This window comes from Blautia hominis, from assembly GCA_002270465.1.
Classification (GTDB): domain Bacteria; phylum Bacillota; class Clostridia; order Lachnospirales; family Lachnospiraceae; genus Blautia; species Blautia hominis.
In genome coordinates this window covers 30,592-50,197 of record NQOF01000011.1, presented here as the reverse complement: position 1 = coordinate 50,197, position 19,606 = coordinate 30,592, and the positions used below count along the sequence as shown (strand labels likewise).

The window sequence follows — 19,606 nt, the reverse complement described above, 5'->3', positions numbered from 1 at the left end:
ATCTTTTCTTTCCGCTGTTCTTCCTGTATAATAGCAGATATACAAGATGGCGGAGAGAAAGGAGAGAACATGGAGAATTTATATCAGGAGATTGAACTTCAGGTAGCAAGACTGCTGGATTACCTTATGGCCGCAGCCGGCGCGGAGGATCCCAGGCAGTCAGGTGAGCTTCACAGACAGATCCTGCAGGCCCTGGATGCCAGAATGGAACTGCTGTATGGGAATGCAGACACGGAATACATCCGGGCATCCCAGGTTACCGTCCATGTGCAGGATGAGGCAGAGGGACGCGTATACAGCCGTTTGCTGCCGCTTACATACAGGGAAAACAGCAACGGACTGGTACTTCGCGGGGAAAATGTCTCCGGGGAACCTTCCGAGATCGTGTTTTTCTCTGAGACAGCAGCGGACAAGGTGTCTGACATTACCGGTCAGGGAGAGGACCACAGCCCATGTAAAGGTCACGGTTTACATGAATAATGACGAAAAAATGTTGGAAAATAATACCTATTATATAAATATTGTACATATAAATAGGGGTTCAGTCAAGCTTTTTCGCAATGCCGCAGAGAAGTTTTATAAAGAAAAAGTAACTCTTCAGTACCCTCACAGTTACAGACAAAAATCCATGCAGGATCGCCTTTGGCGATAGGATTTTTGCTTGGCCGTGGTACACTTTCTTACAGTCAGCGCAGTGAATGCCCAGACCTACTGAATAGTTACAAGAAAAAGCCGGATAAAAACTCACGTCGGAAAGTTGTTTCATGGGAAAATGCGTGTTATAATTTTTACCAAATAACAGAGAGGATAGAAGACAATGAAAGCAAAATGGATTACACCGGTAGTGACGGCACTGGATGAGAACGGACATATTGATACAGAGGCCAATAAAAGGATTTATGAACACCTGATTCAGGGAGGCATAGACGGGATCCTGATTTTCGGCAGCATCGGTGAATTTTTCGCGCTGCCCATGGAGGAAAAGAAAGATATGGTGCGGGAAGCAGTGGCCTGCATTGACCACAGAGTCACTGTTTACATCGGTACCAACAGCATGGAGTTTGAGGAGTGCGTGGAGTTTTCCAATTTTGCCCTGGATGCCGGGGCGGACGGTGTGATGGTGATTTCCCCATATTACTTCAATCTGCCTGACAGCGCGGTGGAAAATTTCTACGACAGCCTGGCGGACCGTGTGAACGGACCTGTGCTGCTCTACAATTTCCCTGCAAGAACAGGATACGATTTAAAACCGGAAGTGATTCTGGGTCTGGTGCGCAGACATAAGAATATTGTGGGGATCAAAGATACTGTGGGAACTATGGGACATACCCGTGCCATAATCCAGGCTGTTAAGCGTGAGTTTCCGGAATTTTTGGTGTATTCCGGTTTTGACGAGTTCTTTGCCCATAATGTGTTAAGCGGCGGGGACGGCTGTATTGCAGGGCTTTCCAACTTTGCTCCGGCTGTGGCAGCAGGATTTGCCGGAGCGGCCAGAAATAATGATCTGGCGGCCATGCAGGCATATCAGCAGAAGATAGACAGCCTGATGGCGATCTACGACGTGGCGGAGCAGTTTATACCTATTATCAAAAAGGCCATGGTCCTGTGCGGCGTGGAGATGGATCCTGCCTGTGCGGCGCCTCTGCTTTCCGCGGATGAGAATGAGACAGAGAAGATCAGGGAAATACTGAAACAGGCGGAGATCATCTGAACCTGCAGCAAGACACCTGCAAGACAGTGACGTGTGAACCGTGATCATAAATGACAGAAAGGATGCAGCTGTGCAGGCACTGTACAGTTACAAAAGGATCATCATAATGAAACATATAGGGATCATAGGAGCCATGGAGGAAGAAGTGGCAATCCTGAAAGAAAAGATGACGGACGTGAAAGTAGAGAAAAAGGCGTCCATGGAGTTTTACAGCGGCAGGTTAAACGGCAGGGAGGCTGTGATCGTGCGCTCCGGGATCGGCAAGGTCAATGCGGGTATCTGCACCCAGATCCTGGCGGATGATTTTCACGTGGATGCTGTCATCAACACCGGTGTGGCAGGCTCACTGCGGGCGGAGATCAATATCGGTGATATTGTCCTCTCCACAGATACCCTGCAGCACGATATGGATGCCAGGGAGTTCGGCTATCCCATCGGCCAGGTTCCCAGAATGGACACGCTGGCGTTTCCTGCGGACGAACAGCTGCGCAGCCTGGCCGCGGAGGTCTGCCGTCGGGTCAATCCCGATATCCGGGTGTTTGAGGGCCGTGTGGTGAGCGGCGACCAGTTTGTAGCCAAAAGAGAGCTGAAAGACCGGATCATTGAGAATACAGGCGGATACTGTACAGAGATGGAAGGGGCGGCCATCGGACAGGCTGCGTACCTCAATCAGATCCCCTATCTGGTCATAAGGGCCATTTCCGACAAGGCGGATGACAGCGCCCATATGGACTATCCCGCCTTTGAAAGAGAGGCGATCCGCCACACCGTAAATCTGGTGGAGAGCATGGTGGAGAGACTATAGAAAAGGCGTTACTGTACACTCCATGTCCAGTAACACGCTTCGCGATGCACAGATATGGAGCATTCTGCCCCATATCGCGCTGGCCGCCTCGGGATTTTTATGCTTTCGGCATGAAAACGCCTCCCGGTACAGTGGCCTGTGTACAGTAACGAAAAGGCGGCTTTTGTCGCCATTTGACGCACGATTTTTGTTTTCAAAACGCCTGGGTTGCTATATAATGAATGCCATAAAGAGCGAGCTTTTTGCGCGCCGAAATAGTGAGGAGGATTTACTGTGCACTTATTTTATTATGGCACCTGGCTGATGGGGTTATTAAGCCTGTTCAGCGTACTGGCAATCTACGGGAGCAACAGAAGAGTAATCCGGGATATGAAAAACATTCCGGCGGTAAAAGACAAATGGCTGCAGCAGTTTCTGCTGGAATATCAGAGAAATGTAAAAGACGATTCAGCGATACATAACCCCGCTGTGTATCTCACAAGGCGGATGAGAGGACGAAAGATAGGACCGATAACCCTTCGGCAGATGAAAGGGGTATCCTGGTATACTTTTGTCCTCTCTTTTTTGGCAGCGGGTGCCGGGGTGCTGTGGCTTAGGAGGACAGGCCTGGAACGGATCTCATTTCCGGTCATCACCCGTGATTTCCCGGCTATGGGACTTCTCGTGGGCAGCGCAGCGGTCATGGGCATTGTGCTTCTTCTAATCCGCATGGTCATATCCATGGGATTCCAGGAGGAGGTTATTGAGACAAATCTTTTGGATTATATGGAAAACCAGAAGGGTGACAGCCAGAAGGTCATCCAGATCGAACCGGTCCGTCAGAGCTCTAACTCCAAAGCTGCCAGGGCAGCGAAAGGGGGAAAGACCGGCAGAAGGGCAAGAGCAAAGGCAAAGGAACAGGAACAGATCCAGCAGGAACAGCGGCTGAAAGCCCAGAAGGAGCGCGCCATGCCGGACCGCCGCGGTCAGGATAAAGACACCCGGGCCGAGAAGGTGGAAGAGCGCATCCGGGAAGCGGCAGCCACAGATGAACGGTACAGTCATCTCCTGAACAAAGAGGAGGAGGCCATCGTCAAAGATGTGATAAAGGAATTTCTAACTTGATAAACCTCCCATCATTTGCTAAACTATATTTGTTGAATGACAACGTTCAAGTAAAGCCGGACATGCTGTCTTGACGTTTTGTCAGGTCAGCTTCAGGCAAACGACAGGAAAAAGGAGAAGAGAGCAATGGGAAATAAAGTTACATTTGATTATTCAAAAGCCGCCAATGTGATCCGCGAAGAAGAAGTATCAGCAATGGAAAAAATGGTGGAAGCGGCCAAAGAAACTCTGGTATCCAAAAACGGTCTTGGAAATGACTTCCTGGGCTGGATCGACCTTCCGGTAGACTACGACAAAGAAGAGTTCGACCGCATCAAAAAAGCAGCAGAGAAGATCAAAGGAGATTCCGATGTGCTGCTTGTGATCGGTATCGGCGGTTCCTACCTGGGAGCGAGAGCTGCCATTGATTTCCTGAACCATCCATTTTATAACAACCTTACAAAAGAAGCCCGTAAAGCTCCGGAAATCTATTATGTAGGAAATAACATCAGCGGTGCGTATGTAAAAGGCCTTGCTGAGGTTATCGGAGACAGAGACTTCTCCATCAATGTCATTTCAAAATCCGGTACAACAACAGAGCCGGCAATTGCTTTCCGTGTGTTCAAAGAAATGGCTGAGAACAAGTACGGAAAAGAAGAAGCAGCAAAAAGGATTTATGCGACAACAGATAAAGCGAAGGGTGCATTAAAGACCCTGGCAACTGAGGAAGGATATGAGACCTTCGTAGTTCCGGATGACGTTGGAGGACGTTTCTCCGTGCTGACAGCCGTTGGACTCCTGCCGATCGCAGTGAGCGGCGTTTCCATTGACAAGCTCATGGAAGGTGCAGCATCCGGAAGAGAACTGGCACTGAATACTCCGTATGCGGAAAATGACGCTCTGCAGTATGCGGCAGTCCGCAACATTCTTCATAGAAAAGGCAAATCCGTTGAGATTCTGGCTGACTATGAGCCGACCCTGCACTATGTGGCAGAATGGTGGAAACAGTTATACGGTGAGAGCGAAGGCAAGGATCAGAAGGGTATCTACCCTGCATCCGTGGACTTTACCACAGACCTGCACTCCCTGGGACAGTTTATCCAGGACGGCTCCAGAATCATGTTTGAGACAGTTCTTGCCATCGAAGAGCCGAAAGAAGACCTTGCCATCAAAGAGGCAGACAATGACTTGGACGGCCTGAATTATCTGGCAGGCAAGGGCATGGACTTTGTAAACAAGAGCGCTATGAACGGAACCATCCTTGCCCATACAGACGGCAATACACCGAACCTGATGGTGAAAATCCCGAAACAGGATGAGTTCTATCTCGGACAGTTGTTTTATTTCTTTGAATTTGCCTGCGGTATCAGCGGTTACCTGACAGGTGTGAACCCCTTCAATCAGCCTGGTGTTGAGAGCTACAAGAAGAACATGTTCGCACTCCTTGGAAAACCGGGATACGAGGACAGAAGAGAAGAGTTACTGAAAAGACTTTAATAAAAAAGCCTGTGCGGAAGTTCACAACTTCCGTGCAGGCCATTTTTTATCCCTCTTCGATTACCTGGATCTCCAGAAAATCAAAATCCAATACCTCAATAAAATTATCCTGATTAAAACGCGCTTTTGCGTGTTTCTGGAAATCTTTGATATTCACATCCAGCCACAGCGGCTTTTCCAGATCGAACTCATAGCATATGGCATCCAGACAGTGAAATACTTTTTTGGTGCGGTTGGTATCCGTCTCATCGCATATAACGGTACTCTTGATCATATGTGTGTCTTTATAGATTGTTCCCATCAAACGAAACATAATAAAATTCCTTTCCATTGAATTTGTCTAATTCGTATTATTATAAAAAAGAATTCAACATATGTAAAGTAATACATAAAGAATTACTGCTGATTTAGGAATTGCCTGAAGTCGTTGTTTTGTTAATGCTGTATACAGAAGAAAAGTTCATTATCTGTATATTTAATATGTATTCTTTAAGTATTTCTTAATTTTATGGAATTTATCTACGTTTCTTTACGGTAAATGTAGAAATAATGGTATAATGGATTTACAGCAGTGACGCCACGTCCTGAGACGATTCAGGGTACAGGCATCCCTGGCAGGATGCTGTGCCCGATAGCAAAATAATGACAAGAGGTGGTTACATGTTCAGGATACTTGTTTGTGATGATGATAGAGAGATCGTTCGTGCCATAGAGCTCTATCTTTCGGAGGAAGGATATGAGGTACTGTGCGCATATGATGGAATAGAAGCTGTAGAAGCAGTGCGCAGGGAGAAGGTTCACCTGTTGGTGGTGGATATCATGATGCCTGAAATGGACGGAATACAGGCAATCACCCGGATACGCAGATTTTCCAGTATCCCCATTATCTGCCTGACAGCCAAAACAGAGGATGAGGATAAGATCGCCGGGCTTAATGCGGGAGCAGATGACTATATGGAAAAACCCTTCAATCCCCTGGAACTGGTAGCCCGGGTGAAATCCCAGTTAAGGCGTTACACCGAACTGGGAAATATGCCGAAAGGGCAGGGGGAGCACATTTATTTTTCCGGGGGACTGCTTGTGAACGATGATACGAAGGAAGTAACCCTGGATGGCAAAGGGGTGCGGTTTACCCCCATTGAATATAATATCCTTTTGTTTCTTCTGAAGAATAAAGGCAAAGTATTTTCTATCGAGCAGATTTACCGTAATATATGGAATGAGGAAGCCATAGGCGCTGACAACACGGTGGCAGTACATATCCGGCATATCAGAGAGAAGATTGAATTGAATCCAAAAAACCCGAGGTATCTGAAAGTTGTTTGGGGAGTGGGATACAAAATTGACAATATTTCGTAATAGAAAAGAGAAAAGACCCGGCAGGAATAGGCGTCCGTTCTGTTATCCAGGGACACTGATCCTGCATTTTTTATTTGCAATAATAGTGATGATCTACATTATCATTGCCGACTATTATCAGGTATGGCAGGATCCGGGCTGGCTTGCAGGGGAGACACCGCCCTATTACAGGACCAGGGATTACGCCCAGAATGTGGAGAATGAGGTATCCGAACTGATTGATTATATCCGTCTCAGGAATGATTTTGAGACGGACGGCGAGTACGACCCGGATAAGTTGGTGGATATCCTGGAATACTCGGAGCAGGGCAGCATAAGCGGCAGTAATACAAGCGGTCTTGTGTATAAGCTCCAGCACCTTTATGACTGGAGCAAGGAGAATGAGAGCTATCAGTGGTGGAGGAATTACATCCAGGAGAATGACAAGAGCCTGTACAGTTTCAGTCAATTAAGGGAGATCAAAGGGACTCTGGACGAACTTTATGCTCCTCAGGGGTTTGACAGCATTCTGGAATTTGTCATGTCGGACAAAAATGTGAAAAGGGCAAGCGAGGTACACTGCTCCTCCGGACTTGCTGTGTGCCTGCTGAAGATTGACGCGGATATGCCGGTATATCTGAAAGACAAAGAAAGGTTCAGGTCTGAGAATACGAACATAAAATACAGGTTTGAAAACCGTGAGACAGGCAAGGTCTACACCAACTGTACCGGGGAGGAGGACCGGCAGAATGCCGCGCATATTCTGTTTCAGGGAGACACCTTCTTTCTGGATACAGATGTCCCGCTGTCTTATGAAATGCGGTATGATATTATCAAGAAGCTCAATCAGGATATTGTGGATATGGAGAACGTCACCCTCTCCGTCTGGATCGACCGGACATTTGCAGCCAAGGATTACCTGTGGGGCGGCAGTCAGTTTTATCATAAATGGTCCTGGTTTATCAAAACCTTTCCAAAGGGGCTGGTGTTATTCGCTGCCGCGTTTTTCATTTCCCTGATGATCCTCTGTGTGCTGACCATAAAAAGAGCCGGACAGGGAAAAGGGATCGGCAGGTATTTTGATAAGATTGCCATTGAATTTCTGCTGGTTCCCATGGGACTGTTTTTGTACCTTGGAGCATGGATCGTCAGGAACAGCCTGGAGGAAGTCCTGCCTCCTCCAAAGGCTACTGCAAATGTGATCCTGCTTCTTTTCATCTATGCGTTTCTGCTGGCAGGAGTTTTGAGCATCCTCCGCAGAGGGAAGACCGGGACCCTTGGCAGAGGGAGCATTATTAACCAGATCATTGAAAACTATAAAGCAGGTATCCGGGGCGGAAAGCGGGCGGCGCTGGCACTGGCCGGGTTTGTTTCCTATACGGTCATCAGTTATCTGCTATGTCATGCAGGGACCGTGGGCGGTGTGGTCCTGGTGTTCCTGAATCTGTACGCGGGCGGACATATCCTGAAAGAGATCTCCGCAAGAGAGCAGATGCTGGATGGTGTGCGGAAGATCACCCAGGATAATTTTGCATATAAACTGCCTACAGAGAACCTGAAAGGGGTAAATGCGGAAATCGCCGGCAACATTAACAGGATCGGCGACAATCTGGAAAAGGCTGTGCAGGAGAGCGTGCACAATGAACGCAGAAAGACGGACTTGATAGCCAATGTCTCCCATGACCTGAAGACGCCCCTCACTTCCATGATCAGCTATATCGGACTGTTAAAGCGGGAGAAGACTGTGAACCCCAAGATTGAAGAGTATGTGGATGTGCTGGACAAAAAGACCCAGCGTTTGAAAATACTTATGGAGGATTTGATCGAAGTATCCAAGATCAACTCCGGCAATTTCCATATCCAGCCGGAGCAGATGGACTATCAGGAGTTCCAGCAGCAGGTGCAGGGGGAATTCTTTGAGCAGCTCGAAAGCCGCGGTCTGGAGACTGTGAGCAGTATGCCTAAGGAGCGGGTTTATATCCGGGCTGACGGGAGAGCCTTGTGGCGGGTTATGGAGAACCTCTATGGCAATATTGTCAAGTACGCCCTTCCTGGGAGCCGTGTATATGCGGACATGAGGATAGAGGAAGGCAGGGTCGCCTTCTCCCTGAAGAATATTTCCAGGCAGCCTCTCAATATTGATGCGGAAGAGCTTACCCAGCGGTTTATCCAGGGGGATGAATCCAGGAGCACAGAGGGCAGCGGCCTGGGACTTTCCATTGCCAGGAACCTTGTGGAGCTTATGGGAGGCCGGTTTATCATCTATCTGGATGGGGATTTGTTTAAGACTACCCTTATATTTCCCATAGAGTCCACGGGCTGCGGAGAAAATATGGAGAAATAATATCCATTGTGCAAGTTGTATATTGAAGAATAAAAAATTCGGTAAATTGCCAATGGGGTGTAATTCCTTGGAGATGATAACAAAGACTTTATTTAATCTTTGTTTAATTGAACTATGGTAAAAAACGGGGTGGCAGTGTTATACTTGTAACAGTTAATCAAAGCAAAGAGACGCGTAACAATTAGGAGGAAATGAAAATGGCAAGCTTATCATTACAGCATATTAACAAAACATATCCAAACGGATTCGAAGCAGTAAAAGATTTTAACCTTGAAATTGAAGATAAAGAGTTCATCATCTTCGTAGGTCCTTCAGGTTGTGGTAAATCTACAACACTTCGTATGATCGCAGGTCTGGAAGAGATTTCAGGCGGTACATTAAAAATCGGTGATAAAGTTGTAAATGATGTAGAACCTAAAGACAGAGATATCGCAATGGTATTCCAGAACTACGCTCTGTATCCGCATATGACCGTATATGACAACATGGCATTCGGTCTGAAACTGAGAAAAGTTCCGAAAGACCAGATTGATAAGATGGTAAAAGAAGCAGCCAGGATCCTTGACCTGGAGAAACTGTTAGACCGTAAACCGAAAGCTCTTTCCGGTGGTCAGAGACAGCGTGTTGCTATGGGACGTGCTATCGTACGTGAGCCTAAAGTATTCCTGATGGATGAACCTCTGTCAAACTTGGATGCTAAACTTCGTGTACAGATGCGTACTGAGATTTCCAAACTGCATGAGAGATTAGGTGCAACCATTATCTATGTAACACATGACCAGACAGAGGCTATGACACTTGGTACAAGGATCGTTGTTATGAAAGACGGTATTGTACAGCAGGTTGATACTCCTCAGAACTTATACAACGCTCCTAAGAACCTGTTCGTTGCAGGATTCATCGGTTCTCCGCAGATGAACATGATGGATGCAGTATGCCACGTAAAAGGCAGCGAAGTTGAACTGGTAGTTGGCGGAACAACGATCGCATTACCTGCTTCCAAGAGAAAACCGTTGATCGACGGCGGTTATGATGGAAAGACAGTTGTTATGGGTATCCGTCCTGAGCATGTATACGATGATGAAGCTCGTATCCAGGCATTCCCGGGCAGCGTGATCGAAGGTAAGATCACTGTTTACGAATTACTTGGTGCTGAGGTTTACTTATACTTCGACACAGAAGGATTCCCGATGACAGCAAGAGTTAATCCGCGTACAACAGCCAGAACAGGCGATGTTGTTAAATTCTCTCTGGATCTGGAAAAGATTCATGTATTCGACAAAGAAACAGAACAGGTAATTACAAACTAATTGTTATGAAAAGATACAGACTGCCGCGGATTTATCTGCGGCAGTTTTTATATCTCAGGGACGTCCAGCTTTTGTATGAAAATAAAAAATTGATATTTTGTCGAAAATACGTTATAGTAATTGATATATTAGTATTTTGACAAGTGCGCAGAAGGAGAAGAACTATGATTTCAAGCCAGGTGATACAGAAGACATTAGAAGAATTGAGAACCATAACGAGAATAGATCTCTGTGTTATGGATGTGGATGGAAAGGTAAACTCTACTACATTTCCGGTGGAGAACGAGGATTTCGGTGATGTGTCCGGCTTTGTGGAATCAATGGCGGACAGCCAGGTAATGAAAGGCTACCATTTCTTCAAAATCTACGACGGGCAGTCTGTGGAGTTCATTCTGATCGCAAAAGGCGGCAATGAGGACGCCTATATGATTGGCCGTGTAGCGGTTGCTGAGATCCAGAATCTGATAGTGGCTTACAAAGAACGTTTTGATAAATCTAACTTTATCCAGAACCTGATCCTTGATAACCTGCTTTTGGTTGATGTATACAATCGTGCCAAGAAGCTGCACATCCCGGTGGAGGCCAAGAGAGTAGTGCTTTTGGTTGAGACCAAAAATGAGAAGGACCAGGATGCCATTGAGATCCTGAAGAATCTGTTTGTGTCCAGAACCAATGATTTCATTACAGCGATTGATGAGAAAAATATAATAATTGTCCGCACCCTGGAGGAGACCGACAATTATGAGTCCATTGAGAGCATCGCCAAAATGATCGTGGATATGCTCAATGCGGAGGCTATGTCACAGGTGCGTGTATCATACGGTAATATTATCCATGAGATAAAGGATGTATCACGCTCTTATAAAGAAGCCAAAATGGCCCTTGATGTAGGAAAGATTTTCTATGTGGAGAAAACCATTGTGGGATACAACAACCTGGGTATCGGCCGTCTGATCTACCAGCTTCCCATGCCTCTGTGTGAAATGTTCATGAAAGAGGTGTTCGGAGGAAAACTGCCGGAATCCCTGGATGACGAGACACTAAACACGATCAACAAATTCTTTGACAATAACCTGAACATATCAGAGACCTCACGTCAGTTATTCCTGCACAGGAACACACTGGTATACAGACTGGAGAAGATCCAGAAAAGTACAGGGCTTGACATCAGAGTGTTTGACGATGCACTGACATTCAAAATTGCGCTGATGGTTTCCAGCTATATGGAATTTATGAAAAAACAGGATTAAAGAGGATCATATGCCAGAGCTGCCATATGCCGCGGGGAATCCACCCGGGGTATGTGGCAGCTTTTTTCGCAGCCTTTTCCGGCTCTGGTATTTTGCCGGCAACTGTGCTGCATGCCTATTTGGTATTTTATTGGAAACTGTGCTGCATGCCTATTTGGTATTTTATTGGAAACTGTGCTGCATGCCTATTTGGTATTTTATTTGAAATCGTGCTGCATGCCTATTTGGTATTTTATTGGAAACCGTGCTGCATCCCTATTTGGTATTTTATTGAAAATTGTGCTGCATCCCTATTTGGTATTTTATTGCAAATCCTGCTGCATCTCTATTTGGTATTTTATTTGAAATCGTGCTGCATCCCTATTTGGTATTTTATTGGAAACCGTGCTACATCCCTTTATGGAAGTCACTTGTCGGAACAAGGTATGCGGACGGTAAGGGCACTTGAATTAAATAAAGCGATAGAGAGATAAAATGCTTGCATTTTAGCGTGATAATCCGTATAATAGAAAAGAACTGTATAAGTGTATACAATGATACAAATTAGTGACAAGGAGGATATATCATGGTGAAACTTTATGATGGCGGTGTCTGGTTGGTGAATGGGACCGATCTGGTGGAAGATGGTCCCCAGGCAGCAAATGCTGTTGCGCAGATGACAGGTGCAGCGTCTCTTGACAGGGAAGAGGCATCCAGGCAGACAATGGCTTACTCTATTTTAGAAAAACATAATACATCCGGGAATATGGATGATTTAAAGATTAAATTTGATAAACTCACATCCCACGATATTACATTTGTAGGAATCATTCAGACGGCAAGGGCTTCCGGGCTTGAAAAATTCCCCATTCCCTATGTGCTGACAAACTGTCATAACTCTCTGTGTGCAGTGGGCGGAACCATCAATGAGGATGATCATATGTTTGGTCTGACCTGTGCAAAGCGCTACGGCGGAATGTACGTGCCGCCTCATCAGGCAGTGATCCATCAGTTCGCAAGGGAAATGCTGGCAGGCGGCGGCAGGATGATCCTGGGTTCCGACAGCCATACCCGTTATGGTGCCCTGGGAACAATGGCTATGGGTGAGGGTGGTCCGGAGCTTGTGAAGCAGCTTTTAGGAAAGACTTATGATATACACAGGCCGGAGGTTGTAGGTGTTTATCTCACCGGAAAGCCCATGCCGGGCGTTGGACCTCAGGATGTTGCTCTGGCTATTATCGGCGCTGTATTTGCCAACGGGTATGTAAAGAATAAAGTTATGGAATTTGTAGGCCCCGGTGTTTCCGGGCTGAGTGCTGATTTCCGTATTGGAATTGACGTTATGACCACAGAGACCACATGTCTCTCCTCCATCTGGACCACAGACGATACCATAAAAGATTTCTATGAAATACATGGAAGGGCAGAAGAGTACAAAGAACTGGCTCCGGGAGCAGTGGCTTATTATGACGGAATGGTCTATGTGGATTTAAGCCAGGTAAGACCTATGATCGCCATGCCGTTCCACCCAAGCAATACCTACACCATAGAAGAGTTGAACGCAAACTTGATGGATATTCTGGATGATGTGGAGAAGAAGGCACAGGTGAGCCTGGACGGCAAGATCCCCTTTACACTGAAAGATAAGGTACATGACGGCAGGCTGTATGTGGAGCAGGGAATCATTGCAGGCTGTGCAGGCGGCGGATTTGAGAATATCTGTGATGCCGCGGACATCTTAAGAGGCACCAGCATTGGTTCAGATGCCTTTACATTAAGTGTTTATCCGGCCAGCACACCGATTTACATGGAGATTGCCAAGAACGGAGTCCTGGCAGACCTGATGCAGACAGGTGCTATTGTGAAGACCGCCTTCTGCGGCCCCTGCTTCGGCGCCGGAGATACTCCTGCAAACAATGCCCTGAGCATCCGCCATTCAACCAGAAACTTCCCTAACCGGGAAGGCTCCAAAGTACAGAACGGACAGATCTCCTCTGTGGCTCTGATGGATGCCCGTTCCATAGCAGCCACTGCAGCAAACAAGGGATATCTGACCGCGGCAACTGACTTTGATGTGAAATATACAAAACCGCGCTATTTCTTTGACAAGGCCATTTATGAGAACCGGGTTTTTGACAGCAAAGGCATCGCTGACCCGGATACAGAAATACAGTTTGGTCCCAACATCAAGGACTGGCCTGAAATGCCGGCTCTCACAGAGAACCTGGTGCTTAAGGTGGTATCCGAGATCCATGATCCGGTCACCACAACAGATGAATTGATCCCGTCCGGCGAGACTTCATCCTTCCGCTCCAACCCTCTGGGACTTGCCGAATTTACCTTGTCCAGAAAAGATCCGGAGTATGTACCGCTGGCAAAAAAGATCCAGGCTGCGGAGAAAGCCCGTGAGAAAGGAAACTGTCCGCTGGAAGCTGTGCCTGAACTGAAACCGGTGTGGGACAAACTGAAAGAACTGTATCCTGATATGGACAGCTCCAACACAGGGATCGGAAGCACCATTTTCGCAGTTAAGCCGGGCGACGGTTCAGCCAGAGAGCAGGCTGCTTCCTGTCAGAAAGTACTGGGCGGATGGGCTAACATTGCCAATGAATACGCGACCAAACGCTACCGCTCCAACCTGATCAACTGGGGTATGCTTCCTCTGCTCATAAAGGCCGGTGATTTGCCGTTCAAGAAAGGCGATTATCTGTTCCTTCCGGGAATCCGAAAGGCTGTGGAGGAAAAGGCAGAGGAAATAAAAATCTATGTGGCAGGAGATTCCTGTACAGAATTTACAGTTAAAATAGGTGATCTGACAGATGATGAACGTGAGATCATTCTGAAAGGCTGTCTGATCAACTACTACAGAGGTTAACATAAAGGCCGTACGGCACAGGATTTATCCGACAAAACCAGACATTTCCGGTATGAAGGATAAAATAATGTGTCGTACGGTGTTTTATTTTGGCAATTTCCAATGTTCAGAATTATTATGCTTTTCAAGAATTGTATAGTAAATTCACATAAAAACAGATAATTTACAGCTTAATAATGCTATAGATATAACTTATAAAAAAACAAAACTTTTTTCAAAAAGTATATTGACAAATAAAACGACCCATGGTAATATATAACCATCAAAAGAAAACACCTACACACATTACTACATAACCAATTCTTAACTAAGAGAAGATAAATTTTATTTAAGAAGTTGGCTACAAGGTACAAAAGATAAAACATTATATCTCCTTAAAGTGTATGGAGAATACATAATAGGAACCAGAGTAATGTAAACAGTACAACGTATGAGAGATACAAAAAGTACAAAAGAATAACAGTACCAAGGATAAAAAGTAATGTAAAAGGTGTCATTTGAAATATTGATAAGGAGGTATATTCCATTGGAAATAGCGAATATCAATTATCAATATGAGAGTGGTAAGGCATAGTTCCCTAGAGAAAGACCTAACTACATAAGACCGAAAAAGAATCCTATTAAGAGGATAAATAAGCGGTTAGGTGATATATCAAAAAGTGCCCTCATATTGAACAATTACCACAAAAGTAATAAAAAGGTTTCAGGATATATGTAAAGAAATATATTTTGAAAGAACAAAGTATTTATACATCATTCAAAGATATAAAAAATGTAGAAGATATAATAAGTTATATTTGTTGAAATAAGCCTGTTGTATTTAGAAGTTCTTGAAAAAGAAGTAAGTTATTTTATATCCCGAAGAAATGTATAAAGAAATGTTTTGAAAACAAAATAGCCCGAACTATTTGTTAGAAGCTTTTTATTATCCATAATAGATTTGATATGAACTTTCAATAAATCTTATCAAATAACCAGAATTTCAATATCCAAGAAGAGTGAAGACCATTTCAAAGAAGGTTTTGTCAGAGTCCAAAAGGGATTTGGGTAGAACGTTCATACAAGAAATGAAAGGAAGCTCAAAGAGATTAAGAATTCAGAGTGAAAGATTTATAAATAGGGAATGAGAAGATTAAAAAGAAGTATAGAAGAATAAGGAAAGAACAAAATAACAGTATTCATTCCGGATTTTTTATCAATAATAGAAAAAGAAAGGAATAAAAAAATTGAATAACGCAGATCATTAGAACAACCGTTGTATCCGAAAATCGAAGATATGACGGTTGTTCATTTTTTGAATTCTATGCTATAATACCCTCAGGCAAACAAAGTTCCCCTGTCACACACCAATCCTTCCGTTTTCTGCATAGCACATCAACAGCATTTTTTTCATAATATAAAGCTATCAATCAGGCTTGGTTTTAATTATTTTACCGACAGAGATAACCAGGGAAATACAGGGGGATGGGGCCGGGGTGTGGGCTGTGTCCGTGTGATGTTTCAGTGGAGCGTCACGAAGATCCACCTGCCCCAGACACTTAATGAGGAAGCCATTGCTGACGAATTTAGTGTATGGGAGCAGGTTAGCTTCGGGACAGCGGAACGCTTCACGCGGACACAGCCCACACCCCGGCCCCATCCCCCTGTATTTCCCGTCCCTCTTGCCAATAAAAATCAAAAAGGACCCCATAACTATGACAACCCCCAAAATCCTATACGAAGACCCCCACCTCCTAATCTGCCACAAACCCCCAGGCCTCCCCGTCCAAACCAAAAAGATCAACGCCCCAGACCTGGAATCCACCCTCCTAACCTACCTGACCTCAAAAGGCGATCCTCCCTACCTAGCCGTGATCCACCGCCTCGATCAGCCCGTGGAAGGCATCCTGGTCTTCGCCAAAACCAAAGAGGCAGCCAAAGATCTAAACACCCAGATCCAAAACGGCAAAATGGAAAAATACTACATTGCCGCTGTCAGCGGCATTCTGACCGAAAAAGAATCCCGCCTGGAAAATGAATTGATCAAAGACCCCAAAACCAACACATCCAGAGTATCCAGGCAAAAAACACCTCAAAGTAAAAAAGCCGTTCTGAAATACCGTGTATTAAAAGAGGAGGAAGACAGATCGTTACTGGAGATCCACCTTCTGACAGGCCGTCATCACCAAATCCGTGTCCAGATGGCATATGCAGGCCACCCACTGCTGGGGGATACCAAATACAACCCTCAGGCAGGGAAAGAAAAAGAATGGCAGTACATAGCTTTATGTGCATACAAATTATCATTTATCCATCCAAAAACAAAGAAAAAAATGGAATTCCAGGTAAAGCCCTCTGGAAATTTTCCTATAGTATAGGTAAGAAAAGTCCACACATACTGATAGAGAAGAATAAAAAAATAAGGTATGGTGAGTGGAAGATGAGATGGAAGAAGGCGGGCATAACAGTGGGAGTATTCGCAGGCGTATTTCTGATAATGAAATATGCGGTACCTGTGATGCTCCCATTTCTATTAGGTGGGCTTCTGGCACTCGCCATACTTCCGGCGGCCAGATGGCTGGCTGACCGGAAACTCTGCAGAAAACTTCACTTTACAGAGGGCGGCATTGGCGCGGTTCTGATCCTTCTTCTCTCAGTGGGAAGCATTCTTGGCTTCATGTGGCTTCTCCAGGCTCTATCCACACAGATTGGCCGGCTGATCTCCTACTATCCGGTAATAAAAAAAGAATTCTGCCAAATCATAGGACAATGCTGCAGACAGGTGGAGTACACAATGGGAATACCGGCCCAGGAGAGCAGTCAGTATATTTATATGCAGCTCAACAATCTGGGAAGTTCTTTTTTTGGCGGAAGCCAGTCCATGGAAGCTGCGGTGGATTCCATGAAAACGTGTGTGGTGGTGGTAGGCGGTCTGATCCTGTGCGTGGTATCCGCGGTTTTGATCCTGCAGGAACACGGAGACTGGAAAGCACAGTTCGCCTCCTGGCCGGTTTTCGTGAAGATCAGAAATCTTTTCCGGAATTTGAAGAACGGAATAGCGGAATATTTCAAAGCCCAGATAAAGATCATGGGAATTATTATTCTGCTCTGCATAGCCGGACTGTTTTTACTGGGGACATCCCATTTCCTCCTCGCCGGGCTGGCACTGGGACTTCTGGACGCCCTGCCGGTATTGGGAACAGGAACATTTCTTGTGCCCGCAGCGCTGGTACTTGCCCTGAGGGGAAATGCCGTGGGTGCTGTTGGATGTATCGCCCTCTATCTTGTCACAAGCTGCGTCAGGCAGTTTCTGGAACCCCGCCTGATCGGAAAAAAAGTGGGTGTATCCCCTCTGCTTGTTCTGCTGTCCGTGTATCTGGGACTTTTTTTGTACGGAGGAGCAGGTTTTTTGCTTGGCCCTCTCTCTGCTTTGGTGATTTACGGGATTTTACGCGAATGGAATCTTCTGGACTATGGGAAAAATGAATAGAAAAGTTCCTGAAAATTTTACGAAATTATTACAAAAAGCATATGGACTAATGTATAGTTTCGTGTATAATGGAAACGTAGTTAAAATGAAGAGAAGTCCATGTAAAAATCTGGTAAAGCCGTGCAGGGGCATGGTGTGAGCCTTGGAGGTAGGGCATGAAACGTACGATAGTTGCTTTATTATGCATCGCGCTGGCAGTGGGTTCCCTGGCAGGATGCGGTGATAAGGATAAGAATGAGGTACCTGTGAATACAGAGGCAAAAGCCGAAGATAAACCGGTTGTGGGAAGTAATGGGGAACCTCAGAAAGATACAGAAGAGGATCAGAAGGAAGAGGAAAAAGATAATACAGAGAACGCAGTGAATACCGGTGAGGATGAGAAAAGTCAGGATGCGGAAGAAGAGAAAGACGCTGACATGTCTGAAGATCTGACCATGACAACCCTGAAGAGCAGTGCCGGTACCATTGATTATACGTCCCTGGAGGGATTGGATCTGGAGGCAGGCGGCCATATTGCAGTAGTTGTCAAGAGCACCAAGACAGGCTACTGGGAAACTGTAAAAAAAGGCATGGAAGCAGCCGTAAAAGATTTAAATAAAAAACTGGAATATAAAGGTGATGATAAGATAAAACTATCCTTTGAAGGACCGTCCGATGAGACGGATGTGGAGAGTCAGATCAATATCATCGACGCGGTCCTGGCTGAGAACCCGGGGGTTCTCTGTCTGGCAGCCATAGATATGGAATCCTGTCAGGCACAGCTTGAGACTGCAGAGGAGAATGGAATCCCGGTTGTGGTGCTGGATTCAGGCGTTGTGACAGGGACTGTGAACTCTGTCTGCGCCACAGACAACAAGGCAGCAGGAGCGGACGCTGCTAAAAAACTCAGCGAAGCCATTGGAGGCAGCGGTGAGATCGCAGTCATGGCCCATATTGAAAGTTCTGAGAGCAGCCAGGACAGAGAAGCAGGGTTTGCCGACGAGATCGCTGCAAACCATCCGGAGATCAAGATTGTGAATGTCTCCTATGAAAATGAGGAGATGTCCGTCAAGGAAATGGCTGCAAAAGTGCTGGATGAAAACCCAAATCTGAAAGGCTATTTCTGTACCAATCAGATGACGGCAGATGAGGTTCTGGACGCGCTTGAGGAAGCGGGAAAAGAAGACATGGCGGTAGTCGGATTTGATGCAGGCAAGAAGCAGAAGGAAGCCATCAAAAACGGAAGAGAGGCCGGAGTTATTGCCCAGAATCCGTACGGCATGGGATATGCCACAGTGGTAGCGGCAGCCAGGGCTTGGCTGGGGCTGGAGAATGATTCCTTTATCAATCCGGGGTATCGGTGGATTGATGCAGCCAGTCTGGATGATGAGAAGCTGAAGAATTACTTATACGAGTAAGATAAAGTCAAATTAAACAAAGACATTCGGGGAGATTGTGTAAATTATATACAATCTCTCTTTTTTTATCGGGATTACCAAAATAAGGCAACTTTTTTTCGTGTAATTCGGTTAAAAATATTGTGAACAAATTGACAAATTGCATAATTCATAGTAATATTTAAACTATGTGAAGGTGGTGATACTGTGATAGAAGGAACAATCAAAGAAATCCGGGATGCGGAGCAGGAGGCAGCAAACGTTGTTGCGGATGCAAAGCGCCAGAGTGAAAAGATTTCGGAGGAAGCAAAACTAGCTTCCGAAAAGTTGTATTCCGATATGGTTTCCGAAGCGCAGCAGAAGGCGAAAAAACTCAGAGATTCTGCTGAAACTTTTGGAAAGCAGCAGACGGACGAGGCCCTTTTGGAGGCCGGAAAAGAAATCGAGAAGCTGAAGAGCGCGGCAAAAAGCCGGGAAAAAGAAGCGGTTGATTTGATTATTTCCGAATTAGTCTGAGAGAAAGAAAAGAAAACGTAACGATTCAGCAGGTCCGCACATTTGCTGTGCTG

General features: G+C 45.7%; 16 protein-coding genes. 15 read left to right on the top strand and 1 reads right to left on the bottom strand.

Going from position 1 to position 19,606, the window contains the following annotated elements; all coding sequences use genetic code 11:
• The first annotated feature begins 69 nt into the window (after nt 1–69).
• The 5 genes from CI595_RS24390 to CI595_RS24365 all read left to right on the top strand — a co-directional run bounded on the left by CI595_RS24390 (nt 70) and on the right by CI595_RS24365 (nt 5,096).
• The gene (locus CI595_RS24390) at nt 70–480 is read left to right on the top strand and encodes a hypothetical protein (protein ID WP_243135245.1); all 411 of its coding nucleotides are present in this window, start codon (nt 70–72) and stop codon (nt 478–480) included.
• Nucleotides 481–817: 337 nt separating this feature from the next.
• A complete protein-coding gene (locus CI595_RS24380; RefSeq protein ID WP_095176202.1) occupies nt 818–1,711 on the top strand; it encodes a dihydrodipicolinate synthase family protein in 894 nt (297 codons plus the stop codon).
• Between the two features lie 106 nt (nt 1,712–1,817).
• Complete coding sequence (locus tag CI595_RS24375) at nt 1,818–2,516, top strand: 5'-methylthioadenosine/adenosylhomocysteine nucleosidase (protein WP_095176266.1); 699 nt, start codon at nt 1,818–1,820, stop codon at nt 2,514–2,516.
• A 273-nt stretch (nt 2,517–2,789) separates the two neighbouring features.
• Nucleotides 2,790–3,620: a hypothetical protein gene (locus CI595_RS24370; RefSeq protein ID WP_095176201.1), complete on the top strand. Its 831-nt coding sequence runs from the start codon at nt 2,790–2,792 to the stop codon at nt 3,618–3,620.
• 126 nt (nt 3,621–3,746) lie between these two features.
• Nucleotides 3,747–5,096 (top strand): glucose-6-phosphate isomerase, encoded by a 1,350-nt coding sequence (locus CI595_RS24365; RefSeq protein ID WP_095176200.1) that lies wholly within the window; start codon nt 3,747–3,749, stop codon nt 5,094–5,096.
• 46 nt (nt 5,097–5,142) lie between these two features.
• On the opposite strand, the gene CI595_RS24360 is transcribed toward CI595_RS24365, so the two are convergent.
• Nucleotides 5,143–5,409: a hypothetical protein gene (locus CI595_RS24360; protein ID WP_095176199.1), complete on the bottom strand. Its 267-nt coding sequence runs from the start codon at nt 5,407–5,409 to the stop codon at nt 5,143–5,145.
• 347 nt (nt 5,410–5,756) lie between these two features.
• Here CI595_RS24360 and CI595_RS24355 point away from each other — a divergent pair, with 347 nt between their 5' ends.
• From CI595_RS24355 to CI595_RS24305, 10 genes are all read left to right on the top strand, one after another.
• Nucleotides 5,757–6,455 (top strand): response regulator transcription factor, encoded by a 699-nt coding sequence (locus CI595_RS24355; protein WP_095176198.1) that lies wholly within the window; start codon nt 5,757–5,759, stop codon nt 6,453–6,455.
• A gap of 88 nt (nt 6,456–6,543) precedes the next feature.
• The gene (locus tag CI595_RS24350) at nt 6,544–8,778 is read left to right on the top strand and encodes a HAMP domain-containing histidine kinase (RefSeq protein ID WP_147737763.1); all 2,235 of its coding nucleotides are present in this window, start codon (nt 6,544–6,546) and stop codon (nt 8,776–8,778) included.
• 197 nt (nt 8,779–8,975) lie between these two features.
• Entirely contained in the window at nt 8,976–10,088 is a 1,113-nt protein-coding gene (locus CI595_RS24345) for an ABC transporter ATP-binding protein (protein ID WP_095176196.1), read from the top strand.
• A 164-nt stretch (nt 10,089–10,252) separates the two neighbouring features.
• Nucleotides 10,253–11,338 carry a PucR family transcriptional regulator gene (locus CI595_RS24340; RefSeq protein ID WP_065544249.1) on the top strand — a complete coding sequence of 362 codons (1,086 nt, stop codon included), beginning with the start codon at nt 10,253–10,255 and terminating at the stop codon, nt 11,336–11,338.
• Between the two features lie 26 nt (nt 11,339–11,364).
• Nucleotides 11,365–11,811, top strand: a complete 447-nt coding sequence (locus tag CI595_RS24335; protein WP_095176195.1) for a hypothetical protein — start codon at nt 11,365–11,367, stop codon at nt 11,809–11,811.
• Between the two features lie 92 nt (nt 11,812–11,903).
• Nucleotides 11,904–14,192 carry a hydratase gene (locus CI595_RS24330; protein ID WP_095176194.1) on the top strand — a complete coding sequence of 763 codons (2,289 nt, stop codon included), beginning with the start codon at nt 11,904–11,906 and terminating at the stop codon, nt 14,190–14,192.
• A gap of 1,553 nt (nt 14,193–15,745) precedes the next feature.
• Nucleotides 15,746–16,549, top strand: coding sequence for an RluA family pseudouridine synthase (locus CI595_RS24320; protein ID WP_330397485.1), 804 nt, complete (start codon nt 15,746–15,748; stop codon nt 16,547–16,549).
• Between the two features lie 62 nt (nt 16,550–16,611).
• The gene (locus CI595_RS24315; RefSeq protein WP_162291967.1) at nt 16,612–17,661 is read left to right on the top strand and encodes an AI-2E family transporter; all 1,050 of its coding nucleotides are present in this window, start codon (nt 16,612–16,614) and stop codon (nt 17,659–17,661) included.
• Nucleotides 17,662–17,816: 155 nt separating this feature from the next.
• Entirely contained in the window at nt 17,817–19,058 is a 1,242-nt protein-coding gene (locus CI595_RS24310) for an ABC transporter substrate-binding protein (protein WP_095176190.1), read from the top strand.
• A 186-nt stretch (nt 19,059–19,244) separates the two neighbouring features.
• Nucleotides 19,245–19,553 (top strand): hypothetical protein, encoded by a 309-nt coding sequence (locus CI595_RS24305; protein ID WP_095176189.1) that lies wholly within the window; start codon nt 19,245–19,247, stop codon nt 19,551–19,553.
• The last annotated feature ends 53 nt before the right edge of the window (nt 19,554–19,606 follow it).

Coding starts and splice junctions, on each gene's coding strand:
- CI595_RS24345 (WP_095176196.1), top strand. CDS start 8,976: ATGGCAAGCTTATCATTACAGCATATTAACAAAACATATCCAAACGGA.
- CI595_RS24360 (WP_095176199.1), bottom strand. CDS start 5,409: ATGTTTCGTTTGATGGGAACAATCTATAAAGACACACATATGATCAAG.
- CI595_RS24365 (WP_095176200.1), top strand. CDS start 3,747: ATGGGAAATAAAGTTACATTTGATTATTCAAAAGCCGCCAATGTGATC.
- CI595_RS24350 (WP_147737763.1), top strand. CDS start 6,544: ATGATCTACATTATCATTGCCGACTATTATCAGGTATGGCAGGATCCG.
- CI595_RS24380 (WP_095176202.1), top strand. CDS start 818: ATGAAAGCAAAATGGATTACACCGGTAGTGACGGCACTGGATGAGAAC.
- CI595_RS24330 (WP_095176194.1), top strand. CDS start 11,904: ATGGTGAAACTTTATGATGGCGGTGTCTGGTTGGTGAATGGGACCGAT.
- CI595_RS24310 (WP_095176190.1), top strand. CDS start 17,817: ATGAAACGTACGATAGTTGCTTTATTATGCATCGCGCTGGCAGTGGGT.
- CI595_RS24355 (WP_095176198.1), top strand. CDS start 5,757: ATGTTCAGGATACTTGTTTGTGATGATGATAGAGAGATCGTTCGTGCC.
- CI595_RS24375 (WP_095176266.1), top strand. CDS start 1,818: ATGAAACATATAGGGATCATAGGAGCCATGGAGGAAGAAGTGGCAATC.
- CI595_RS24315 (WP_162291967.1), top strand. CDS start 16,612: ATGAGATGGAAGAAGGCGGGCATAACAGTGGGAGTATTCGCAGGCGTA.
- CI595_RS24340 (WP_065544249.1), top strand. CDS start 10,253: ATGATTTCAAGCCAGGTGATACAGAAGACATTAGAAGAATTGAGAACC.
- CI595_RS24335 (WP_095176195.1), top strand. CDS start 11,365: ATGCCGCGGGGAATCCACCCGGGGTATGTGGCAGCTTTTTTCGCAGCC.
- CI595_RS24390 (WP_243135245.1), top strand. CDS start 70: ATGGAGAATTTATATCAGGAGATTGAACTTCAGGTAGCAAGACTGCTG.